The 12,497-nt window shown below is 58.1% G+C and carries 4 protein-coding genes; 1 reads left to right on the top strand and 3 read right to left on the bottom strand.

Translation table 11 applies throughout. From position 1 onward, the window contains the following. Position 1: 1 nt before the first annotated feature. Positions 2-4,657 (top strand): glycoside hydrolase family 127 protein, encoded by a 4,656-nt coding sequence (locus LBK75_05510; GenBank protein MDR1157751.1) that lies wholly within the window; start codon positions 2-4, stop codon positions 4,655-4,657. A gap of 84 nt (positions 4,658-4,741) precedes the next feature. Here the strand turns inward: LBK75_05510 and LBK75_05515 are convergent, their stop codons facing one another. The 3 genes from LBK75_05515 to LBK75_05525 all read right to left on the bottom strand — a co-directional run bounded on the left by LBK75_05515 (position 4,742) and on the right by LBK75_05525 (position 12,474). Continuing rightward, complete coding sequence (locus LBK75_05515) at positions 4,742-5,317, bottom strand: isoprenylcysteine carboxylmethyltransferase family protein (GenBank protein MDR1157752.1); 576 nt, start codon at positions 5,315-5,317, stop codon at positions 4,742-4,744. Between the two features lie 299 nt (positions 5,318-5,616). Beyond that, positions 5,617-6,438: a hypothetical protein gene (locus tag LBK75_05520; protein MDR1157753.1), complete on the bottom strand. Its 822-nt coding sequence runs from the start codon at positions 6,436-6,438 to the stop codon at positions 5,617-5,619. Positions 6,439-6,534: 96 nt separating this feature from the next. After that, positions 6,535-12,474, bottom strand: a complete 5,940-nt coding sequence (locus LBK75_05525) for a dienelactone hydrolase family protein (protein MDR1157754.1) — start codon at positions 12,472-12,474, stop codon at positions 6,535-6,537. Between the last annotated feature and the right edge of the window lie 23 nt (positions 12,475-12,497).

Consider the following 12,497-nt stretch of genomic DNA (forward strand, 5'->3'; position numbering starts at 1 on the left):
AATGCAAAGAAAGATCATCTCCCTGGCACTGACCGTCGCAATGATCCTGTCTCTAATCTCCGCATTTGGCGGCGTATCGCTGGCCGTTCTGACGGACGAAGAAACGGTAATGGCCGACTGCGATTGGCTCTCTCTCGGCGACACCTCCGCGGTGACGTCCAGCCTTGCGCTCCCGGCGACCGGTCAGAGCGGTTCCGTCATCACCTGGCGTGTCGGCGATTCCCCCTATCTGTGGGACGACGGCGTGGTGATTCGTCCGCCGTCGGGCAAAGACGTCACGGCGACGCTGACGGCCACGGTGAGCTTCGGCGCGGCGAGCCAAACAAAGGATTTCACTGTCGGGATCCCGGCGTATGAGAGCAACATCAGGACGATCGATACGGTTCATGCGGAGCCGGCCGCGCCTGCGGGCGAATTCAACATCGACGTTGCGGTGGGCACATGCCCCAAGCTGCCCTACCGGGTCTGGGTCGCCTACACCGACGGCTACGGCGAATGGCGCCAGACCCAGTGGCCCTGGTCGGGCATTGTCGGGTCGGGCGCCGACAGGTCGGGTCCTCCCGGCTCGGGTACGCCGGCCAACCAAGAAGAGATCTGGAAAAGCTATCCCATCGGCTATGAATACACCGTGACAGGTTGGATCACCGGCGACAACGCCTCGGATCTGGGCTACCCGCTCACGGTCAACTGCAAAGTGGTGGCGGACGTCGCGGTACCGGATCACAACGTGAAAGCCGACTCGCTGCCGATGAGCAAGATTAAGCTCACCGGCGAAAACAGGTTGAGCTCCAACGCCCGCCGCGCCGTGACGCAGTATGCGGCCATAGGGGTCACCGGTGGCCAATGGCATCGCGACACCTACCTGTGGAACTACAGAGACGTCTACGGCGTGGCGCAGCCGGAGGGCGCCACGCCGCCCACAGGGTGGGAAGCGCCGAACCAGAAACTGAGAGGCCATGGCGTAGGGCATTACATCAACGGGCTGTGTCTGGCCTATGTCAGCGGTTTGGGCACCGAGCAAGAGAGGGAAGCGATTTTGGGGCACATCGTCTATATGGTCGACGAGATGCGCAAGCTGCAGGAGATGACATTTGTCCAAGATCCCGCCAGTCCCACCGGGTATCGGGAGGGCAGCAATGTCTGGCCGCATTACAAAGCCGACAAAGATGCACTGTCTCCCGACTGGCCGTACCCGATGCTGTCGGAAATTACAAGCCCCCCCAGCGCGCGATATGACGAATACGAATTTGGAAATCCGCAGTGGTTCGGGTACGGATACCTCCACGCCACAGCGCCCATCCACCCTGTCCTAAACGAGGCGTACCGGCCGTATAGCGAATGGATATGGGCGCCCTATTACAGCATCCACAAGCAGCTGGCCGGTCTGATGGACGTCTATTACAGCTTAAAGGACGCCCCGGCCACGAGGTCCACGGCCGAAAAGGCCCTGCTGATCTGCAAGGACATGAGCCACTGGATCTCCGACAGGCTGACCACAAAGTGCCGCATAGAGGACAACAGAAACACAACCACCTACGGCAACCTCAGCGCCACCTGGTACGCGAACATCTCCGGCGAGTACGGCGGCGTCAACGAGGCCATTGCCCGGTGCGCGGCCGCGCTGGACGACAGCGATCCGGACAAGGAGCTGCTGATCAGGGGTTCAGAGATGTTCGACAACAAGTTCTACTGGGATCCGCTGGCGGTAGGTTCGGAAATTATGTGGAACGGTACGGCCGCCATCGGCGGCAACAGTCACGCCAACCAGCGCATCCCGCAGATGCCCGGCGTTCTCTGGTCGTACCGCGGCAACGGCGAAGCGAGGTACTATAGCATCGCCAAGAATTTCTTTGATTTCAACGCCGGCCGCCACCGTTTCTACGGCGGCAACGTGGGCGTGGGTGAGTGGTACTACAGGCCCTACGAACAGATCGCCGGTTTGGCGGCGAACTCCGCGGCCAACGAGGGCTGTTGCGCCACCAACTTGGCCAGGCTGTCCAAAGATCTGGCCTGTTTCGATCCGGACAACGCGGAATATATGGACTACTACGAGCGCGTTACATACAATCAGCTGGTGGGTTCCGTGGTTCAGAACACCTGGAATACGACTTATCAGTACGCGCTGGCGCCCCACACGGGCAAAACCGATTTGCGAGGCACATCCCCGGGCCAAAGCTGCTGCGGCGGCACCGGCGCCGAGAACGCCCTCAGGTACACCGACGGCGCCTATTTGGTGTCAGACAAAGCCATCTGGGTCAACATGTACATGCCCACCGAAGTCGTCTGGGACGACGCGGGCGTCACGCTGAGGCAGGACTGCCTGTGGCCGGCCGAATACGCCAAGATCACCGTGGCCGCAAACGAAGGCCAAACCCAGAAACCCTTCGATATGCATCTGCGCGTGCCATGGTGGGCCACCAGAGGCTTTGACATCAAGCGCAACGGCGTGTCTGTGGCCGACAGTTATGCGCCCAGTTCCTATGTCGTGCTCGGGGGTGTCACAGTTTCCGACGTCGTAGAGGTCATTTGTCCGTTTGTCGAGAGCATTGACTATGCGCCCGACAGAAGAACCTCAGAGGGCCAAAGGCTGTGGGCGGGCGTCATCTTCAACGGGCCGCTTGCCATGTCCGGCGTCGGCGCCTGGTCGACACTGAACATCAACTACGACCTGAGCAACATCGTCAAGAACGCGCCCGTAGATTTGCCAGACACCAGCTCCGCCACGCCCGGCAACAACCGCAATCTCTATACGATGCGTGTCGCCGGTCAGTCCCATAGCAACGCGGACACATTGCGGCCCGACTATTACACAGGCTTTACCGCCGCCAGTTACCCAGTAGAAAACACCGAGGGCTCCGGCGGCAGAACCGTCTATTATATGATCAACATGGTTCCGTCGGGCGACGGCGCGGACAGAACAAATCTGTACGCCAGTCTTCGGACGGTCAGAGCTGTCTCGGCCGAAGGTTATTCGTCCGTTTCTTTGGCCGCCCTGCGCAGTGCCATTGGGGGCGCCGTCGGCGTGTACCAAGACGAAGACGCCGCGCAGGCCGCTCTCAATACGCAGGTCAGCGCGCTTCAGGCCGCCATGGACAATTTGGTGCCGACACAAGAGAACAAAGACGACTTGCTGGCGCTCGTCAACACGGCGCTGGGGACGAAAGCCGCGCAGGAGGCCTGGGAAGCGCTTCCCGACGGGGACATCGACGACAAACCCTGTGCGCCGTATGGCTACGCCCGTATGCTTGCGAGGCTCGAAGAGGCGCAGGCGGTATGCGAAAACGCCGAGGCCACAATGGCGCAGGTGGGCGCGGCCTACCGCGCGCTCGACGAAGCGATCAGGGGGATAAGACTCGGTTACATGCCCGAGGTGGAAGACCTGGATCCGCTGAAAGCGCTGCTCACGCAGGCCGAGGCGCTGAGGGCCAACGACTACTCGCTGGACAGCTGGCTGGCGCTGCTGGGCGCCATTGATCACGGCGAGTCGGAGGTGACGGCGATCACCGTGGGCTCCAGTACAATCAATCAGGACAATATCCCCGACGCCATGAAACGGCTGCAAGACGCGATAAGCGGCCTGGTAGACGACCCGGCCGGCGACAAGACAAATCTCTGGGCGAGCACAAACTATGCGTTTTTCAACGGCGACGGCCAATTCGCCCTTGAGTCTGAAGGCAACTATTTCAGAGAAGGCGCGCTCATTGACATGCGGGAATGGTCCAACCTCTGGCATTACCACTGGAGATTGCAACCCGACGACAACCATGAGTATTTCCAGTTCAGGAAATGGAGCTCAGCCAGCCATGCGGCCACCACCGTACTGGGTCCCGAAGCCAAGGCCGTTGCGGCCGGTACGCCTCTGGTGCTGGTCCACGGCGACGCCAGCGACGACAGCCAGTGGTGGAAACCCATGCGCCAGCCCGACGGCAAGTTCATCATCGTCAACAAAGCCGATCCGACGCTGTGTATCGCACCGATGTCGCCGCCGCCCGTCGCCGGCGGAAGGCTCATGCTGGCCCCGCTAAACGCCACCGACAACACTTGGCGGATCCTAGGCCGCGCCAACAGTGTCGAAGCCCCCGGAACCTTCACGGAGCCTCTTTCCAGAGCGGTTACCAGTGTTGCCCCATTGGCTGACGTTTCGATCGTGGTCGGCACGGGCATCGGCGATATCGCGCTGCCCGCCCGCGTTTCGGTCACTTATGAGGGCAATGCGAAAGCATTGCGCAGTATCACCTGGGATACGTCGTCCTTCGACAGCAATACGGCGGGCACATACACCCTGACGGGAACGGTCGCGCTTGACGGCATAGAGACCAACCCGGACGAGATGACGGCGCGCGTTACGATAGTCAGTCTCCCCGCCGCAGTCAGCCTGTCCCGGAGCGGCGGGGAGATCGCGGCGGATTTCACCGTGTCCAACCTGTCGGACGACGATGTAAACGCCCTGTGCATCCTGGCCGTGTATGACGACGCCGGGCGCCTGACAGATGTCAAAACACAGTCCGTTACCCTCGCGAAGGACACCGGTGCGGCAACCTTTACGCTCCGAGCGGACGAAGTACCGGGGCAGATCGTGCGAGGCTTTGTCTGGCAGACGGCAGGCGCAGGCTTTACGCCGCCGTATACGCCCCTCTGCCCGGCCGTACAGACGTAAAAGAACAATCGCCTGGTCTTTGTCGCACAAAAAGACAAAGGGGCTGTTGTACTCATTGAGGCAACAGCCCCTTTGTTAAGGCATTTACAAATACCGCCTGACCTTTTTGCAGTAACGAATGTAATCTGTACCGTAATGCTTGCGGCAAAATGCTTCTTCGTTCTTGATCTGAAGGTGAAAGGTCAGAGTGATCATCGCCAACACGAACAGGACGCCAGGGTTTGGGAAAATAAGGAATATTCCAAAAAACAGCGCGTCCAGCGAGGTATACATGGGATTGCGGCTGCGCGCGTATATGCCAGTCGTCACGAGTTCGCCCGCGTGTTTCTCGTCAATGCCCACGCGAAAGGAATTTCCGAAAGAGACCATGCAGACGATGAAGCTGATATGCGAGGCTGCGCAGACAGCAGCACCCGCCCAGCGCAGCCATTCCGCGTTCCAGAAGAAGCGGTTTGCGAAAGCGAACATCGGCAGCGGGAAACAGTTGGACGCGACGATATAAATCATCAGCGCGTACCCCAAAAGAAACGACGGGAGCTCTCGTTTGTTCTTCTGCCCAACGACCAATAAAGTGATTCCGTTGCGTTTCATGATAGCGCCCCGCCCTACCATAAGGACAAAAAACAGCATCAGCATGATGAATCCGATATAGTTTAACATTGCATTTTCCTCCTATCTAAATGAACCAATCCGTGCGGTGCACTTCGCCTTTGATGTAGAAACATCCGACGAACAGTCCGCCGGGTCGCAATTGTGCGTGGAAACGCCCTGCCGTGGTATACTGTTTGAGTCTTCAAACAGTATACCACGGCAGGGCGGCATTTGCAAGCCGTTTTTCCAGCCGGGTTTTAAATCGGACAGCAACGTGCTGCTAACTTCCTTATTTTAGCAACCGCCGGAGTTGCCCCCGACCTCCGCGCCCTTACGGGCGTGAAGGTCGGGGGTACGGCATAGCCGCGTTAACTTTTCACGTCCGGGAACACAGGCGTGCAAGTGGCGTCCCAGTAGAACACGCCGTAGCTGTACGCGTCGGCTGGGTATTCTGACAAATCGATGTCAAGCGTCAGCGCAAGCGCCGTGTTGGCGGCGACACTGACCGGTGTATGTTCCGTGTACGCGAGGCGGCCGCGGCTGTCGTACGCGGCCAGGATGGCGAAGCCTTCAAGCGGCGTATCCGAATTGTCGGCGATGAGCGCGAACGCGGCGCCGTCGAATGTGGCGTCGAGGGTAAATGCCCACCTGAAGGTGTGCGCGTACACCACCGTCGCCAGGCCGTCCCTCTGGGCCGCCACCGTCAGTCTGCGCTCGATGGGGTTCACCCCTTCGGTCAGCGCCGGCATGACGATCTTGCCGTCGGCGCCCAATTGTGTCCACCCGGCCGTGCTCACATAGGTGTCCACAAACGCTCCCTCGATTTGCGAACCAGGGAGGTAAGAGCCCACCGGGCCGCCGGATGCGCCGACGTAGTACGCGTCGACGGAGTCGGGTTCAAACGCGTAGTAGTACGCGGCCCCGGCCGGTTGGTTTGTGATGTAGACGTCGGGCATTGGCATTTTGTTGACCAATGTGACGCCGCCCAGCGAAGAATCTCCTCCGTAGAACGTCGCGACGTGCGCTCCGTGCGTCAGAGATCCATCGAAATAGGAGCCGACCGGGCTGCCCGTTGCGCCCACGTAATACACATCCGCCGAGGAGCCGGCCCCGTATGCGGGTGCGGCGAAGGCCGACAGACAGAGCACGGCGGCCAGCATCACGGCGGCAGCGCGACTTGTTCTCCTCATAGAGAGACTTGATATTCTCAAAAACATCTGAGAACCACATCCTTAAAAGTTAAAATTCACGCGGATCAAACCGTGAACACGATCGTTTTCAAGTCCCTATATTGTCAGCCTAAAGGTAAAGCTGTAATCGGGGAACAGATCGGCATACTGAATGCCCGAAACAACGAGGGATTGCCCCTCGGCGGCCGTGACATTCGTGATGGTGAGCACCGACCCGGATGCGCTGATCTTGTCGCCGTCAACCGTGGTTTCCCCGATTTGAACGGCTTTTTGGGATGCATTGAAAGTGACGTCTGCGACAAATGTGACAACCACGCGGTTCCCCACCAACGTCACAGTCGGTTTCCACAGATTATCCGGCTGCGTCACACAGTCGATCTCAACACCCTTCGCTGCGCCAATCGCTTTCACGACATAGATGCCCGCCACCGCATCGGCTTTATCAAGTTTGAGCGTGTATCTGCCGCTTGCCGTGACAGAAATCGTATCAAGAAGTATGCCGCTTTCGTTGTATAGGCCCAGGTCAAAGGCGGTCGCGTCGTCGCCTGCCAATGCAATGTCGACAGGGAGATTGGCTGCGTAACCGGCCACAATTTTGCTTACGGGGAAGGTGATGCCAGAGAACATTCCGTACTTGGCGTACCACGCGCGTACCCTCGCGAACATGCCCGAATCGTAACGGACGTCGTTGTGCTGCTGGCCTTCGTACGTGTAAAGCTCATGCTCCGTTATGCCTTCCAAAGCGGCGTCGAATTCTTGTCCCGTAGCGAGCGGAACGACCGTATCGCTTGTGCCGTGGTGACTTTGGTAGGGCGTTTTTATTTTGCTTACATCCACGCCGTTGGCCTTGTCAATACCGCCCGCCGTGTGTGAGGCGACCTTGAAGTCAAGGGGATAGGCCGCGGCCAGCCCCCCGGTAAGATATGCTCCCATGCTGTGTCCGTGAAGCGCAACCCTTGACATATCAACGAAATCGAGGCCGCTTAGGATATCCAAGGCTTTGTGCGCCCTCAGCAAATTGGCTTCGGAGGCCATACTTCCTCCGCTGGGTTTGCCCGCGTTGTAGGGAGCGCCTGCGTGTGTATAGTTGGGTGCGATGCAAACCAACCCCCATTTTACCATTTCTTGGGCAATTGCTAGGGAATACGCATAGGCGTTTCCACCGCCGCCATGACTGATGATAACGGCTGGGAACGGGCCTTCTCCTTCGGGTTTTAAGAGAATGCCGTTCATGTCATACTCCACGTCCGTGTCCGTAGACTTGTACGTCCACCCTGCGCCATTCGCTGATTCCATGTCGCCGGTGATTGCAAATCCAGCCGGGTTGAAATTGTCTTCGGATTCCGCCCAAAGAACAAACGTGTTGACGCCCGGTTTGAGATCGGCGAAGGGGCCGATGACATTACTGTTCGCATTGCGTACGTTGCCAAAGAAGTCCTTCGTGATGTATTCCTCATCCGGATACCAATCGACGCCCAGGTATTTATAAGCACTTGCGGGACCAAAACCGTCCGCGGTCAAATAGCTCTGTTTGCCCAACTCCAGAACACTTTCATCCACGGTGATGGTGATCTTAAAAGCGTCCTTGGTCGCTTCGATTGTGTAGCTGCCGGTGTCTTTGCTGATGCTGTTGCCGTCCTGTACATAGCCGTCGCCGGTGACATAACTGCTGAAATCCGAACTTGCGCCCTTGTAATACGCATTGTAGTCGGCACGGTTGCCCCAGGCGGTGCTTTGATAATATTGCCTGTAGAGTGTTGAAGTGAGCGCAACGGCCCGCTGTGTGGCGGGGTAGAAAACGGAAGATCTGCTGCCGTTTTCGTATACAGCCTCATAATTACGGGTCAGCTCAACCCAGTCGCTGATGTACGCGTCCTTGGAAACCTCGGTGCCGCTGCCCGTCACTTGGGAATCGAAAAAGATGTTGTTGAGCAGTTTGTTGTAGCGGTTTGTGCATCCAAGACGAGCAACGTTAACGCCGTAGTCACGGTATGCGGGGATTGGCGCGGTGCCTAACGCAGTTAATTCGCCGGGAACGATCGGACGCATGGAACGGCCCACGCCAATGCCGTTGGCAAAATATGTGGCGCCTTCGCTGCCGCTGGTGGATATGCCGGAAGTGCCGAGGAAGCCAATGCCTTCCACACCGAGCCCAACGATTTCACGAGCGCCTGCGGCGATAGCCGCTTCCGCCGCCGCGTTTTGCTCCTCCTTGGTGCTCATTGCGGGTACGGGTGAAACAGTTGGATCAAAGCTGCTGCCGGGATTGGTGCCGTTCCTGCCCATGTGGATCAACTGGTTCGCGTTGCCGGCTTTGATGATCAAGTTATTGATGACATAGGTGTCGGAAACACTGTTGCCAAATAAACGTATATAGCCGCCAACGACAATGTTGTTGGAACAGACGTTCCAGCCGTGACAGGTTTCATACAGGATCGCGCCATATGTACTGTTGAAACCGCCGGTTTCTGAATAGATGATGTTGTTGGAGATGACACAGCCGTCGGTCTCGGAATCCAGCCAGATCGCCAGCGTTCCCCATGTCTTGTCGCTGTAGAAGTAGTTGTCATGGATAGAGATACCCCAGCCGCCGTTGACGTCCTTGACGTATGCCTCGGAGAGCAGGGTTGTATTCATAGCGTTGTTGTTTGCAAGGACATTGCCGTAGATCTCTGTGTACGGACCGCAATAGGCCATGACGCCGTTGCTGGCGTTGTCGTGAATCTTGTTGTTGCGGATTTTGTGATAACCATATACATCGGGAGTACCGCCATTGTTCACTTCGTGTGTACGGGAACCGAGACCGAAGTCAACGGCGACACCGCGGCACTGGGATACGTCGCAGTTTTCGATGATCCAATAGTAGCCGCCGTTGGTGGCGATGCCGCCGGACATGGGAGCGCGGTCGCTTCTCCAGAAGTCAATTGTCTTGGGGGCGCAGCCGCGCAAAACGGTAAAACCGTCCACAGTGATGTATCCTATGTTCCACACGCCTGTGATGACATGCTTGCGGGCGTTGGACTCGGTTACAGTGCCAGCCGCGTTGGGATCAGCGCCGCCGAAGTTCGCGTAAACCACAGTGTCGTTGGTGGCCGGATCAATCGAAATCACTCTCCAGGTATCCGCGCTGTCATACAGGCCCTTGCGGGCGTTGTTGCCGCTGCCAGAGGCGTTGTCCTGATACACTTCTTCGAGCGGCGCGTCATTGAGATAGATGCTGCCGCATGTCGGATAGTTGCCTCGAACGGCGGACTGCCATTTCACCGCATAAGGATTGAAAAAGGTGCCGCTTACATCTTCTTCGAATATCGTTCCCGGTATCGTGATGCTCCAGACACCGGGGTGATCGGGTATCTCTGCCCAGCCGGAGACAATTTCCGAACCGGTGACGGTGACACCCTCGCCTTCGGCCGCTTTCAGGGTGATCCGGGCGTCCTCGCCCGTACCGCCGCGCGGGAATATGACTTCTTCACGGTATGTGCCGCCATAGACAAGGATGGTGTCGCCGGGATACGCAACGTCGGCCGCGGCCTGAATGGTGGTAAAGTCTCCCGTGCCGTCCTGTTTGACGGTGTAGACGGTGGGTTCATGTTTTTCGGTCCGCGGCCACAGTACGTAGGTGTTTTCGCCCTCTTTCAGGTCGGCGAAGGGGCCGGCCGCGTTGTGATCGGGGCCTCTGGGGTTGCCCAGAATATCTTTATCCACGCTGGGCGGATAGCTGAGGTAGCCAAGGTTCTGCTTCATGTCGCTCGGTCCCATAAACTCGCTGGTGAACAGCGGCGTTGTAAAGGCGGCGGTTTCGGCGTCCACGTTCAGGGTGATGGAGAAAGAATCCTTGTCTCCGTTGATCACGTAGCTATTCGCGTCAGTCGGCCTGAGAAGTCCGTTGTTTTCAAAGTTGTTATTCGCGTTATCCCAGTTGCCCGGCCGCGAAGCAACTCCGTTGATCACGTTATAGTCCGCCATATTGCCGTACGCCGTGCGCGAGATTGGCTTATTCCCGGCATTGCCCGCCGCATACACCCAGGTCCAATCGAAAACTGTGCCCGCCGCTTGGAGCGCCACCACGTCCGGAAGGCCCGCATGAAAACTGGCGACGCCGCCTGAGAAGTCCGGCATGGCGACATGACCCGGTTCGCATTCGTCCTCACGCTTCAGAACAAACTCGCCGTAACCGGTCACCCGTTGGCTCTCGGCAACATTGACGCCCGAACTGTTGGGTGTGGATTTAAAGGTAATATTGCCCATGAATTTGTTGTTTCTGCTGTAGCCGTCAAAGCGACTGGTCGGGTTGCCCACCGTTGAGATTTCGTTGAGGGTGCCCGGCTCGACAACGCGGTTGGTCCTGTTGCGGGCACTGGTGGAGGAGGTTGTGACGCCGTCGTAGGGGCTGATGGTGGCCGCGTTGTTGCTGCCGCCTTCGGCACCCGCTCTGGCCTGGCTGGCGCTGCCTACGACATTAAAGTTGGTGGAGGTGATCAGCAGGTTGTTTATGACATTCATGTTACCGTTGACGCCGTTGGTCGGGGAGCAGTCGACGTAGATATTGTTGGCCAAGAGGTTCCATCCGGCGTTCAATTCGTACGAGTGGTTTGAGAACCCGCTGCCCCCCGGGCCCGCCGAATAAATAATGTTGTTCATGTTGATGACGTCGTCGTTTTCGCAGTCCATCCACATGGGCATGGTGTTCCAGGTCTGGTTGGAGTAGAAATAGTTGTCGTGGATGTTGATGCCGAAGCCGCCGCTGACGTTCTTAAAGTACGCTTCGGAGGCAAGTCCCGTGTTGATCGCGTTGTTGTTGACAAAGGAACAGCCGTAGATCTCGGTGTACGCTCCGCGGTAGGCGAACATGCCGTTGGTGGCGTTGTCAAAGATGTTGCAGTTGCGGATGATGTGATGGCCGTACAGGTCGGGGCCGTTTCCGTTGTAGGCCGGCAAGCCGGGCCTCGTATGGCTGCTTTCATAGTCGCCATATCTGTATCCGGGGCCGTACCTGTCCTCCTGCCCGCGGGAGCCGTTACCGTAATCGACGGCCACGCCGCGGCACTGGTTCACGTCGCAGTTTTCAATGATCCAGTAATAACCGCCGTTGGTCGAGATCGCGCCGAACATGCCTTCCGCGCGGATCTGCCAGAAGTCTACGGTCTTGGGACCGGCGCCGCGCATGACGGTGAAGCCGTCAAGGGTGATGTAGCCCACGTTCCACTCCGCCGTGAGGCACTGCATCCGCACGTTGATTTCGGTGTCGTTGGCGGGGTTGGTGGGATCTACACTGCCAAAGTTGGCGTAAATGGTGGTGTTTCCGTTTTCCAAATCGGGATTGCCGTTGGGGCTGGTGGTCATGGGGTTGACGCCATCATTGATTACGTCCACATACGCGATCCAGGAACCGGGCGTCGCCGCGACCGTGCCGAAGGTGCCGTTGGTGATGCCGTCCGCTTCGCCGTTCAGACTCCAACGCTGATTCATCGGTTCGCCGTTTACATACACCTGGCCGCAGGACACATACCCTAATTTTTGGTTGGCGCCGCTTCCGCTGCTGGGCGAGCTGCTGTTGGCCCTGGATCTCCAGAACGCGTTGAACGGATTGAACTGATCCAAATCGCAAGTCCATCCGGGAAGCCTGTCTCCTCTATTCTCCCTGTGGCCGGGGAAATAGCTGTTGGGTTTCACAAGCTTGTAAACACCCGGCATGTCTTCCACAGGCGCCCACTCGTCAGGCTGTACGGCATCCGAGCCGGTGACAATGACTTCTTCGCCTTCGGCCGCTTTCAGGGTGATCCGGGCGTCTTCGCCCGTACCGCCGCGCGGGAAGACGACCTCTTCACGGTAGGTGCCGCCGTAGACGACAATGGTGTCGCCCGGCTGGGCTATGTCGGCGGCGGCTTGGATGGTGGTAAAGTCTCCCGTGCCGTCCTGCTTGACGGTGTAGAGAGTGCCGCTGTTGTTTGCGCCTGCAGTCACGGTCGGCAGCATCAGCATGCACGACACAACGAGTGTTGTTGCAAGGGTCAGGCTGATTAGCCTTTGTTTCATTGTCATGTGCCTCCATTCTTTTG

The organism is Oscillospiraceae bacterium, assembly GCA_031265355.1.
Classification (GTDB): domain Bacteria; phylum Bacillota; class Clostridia; order Oscillospirales; family UBA929; genus JAIRTA01.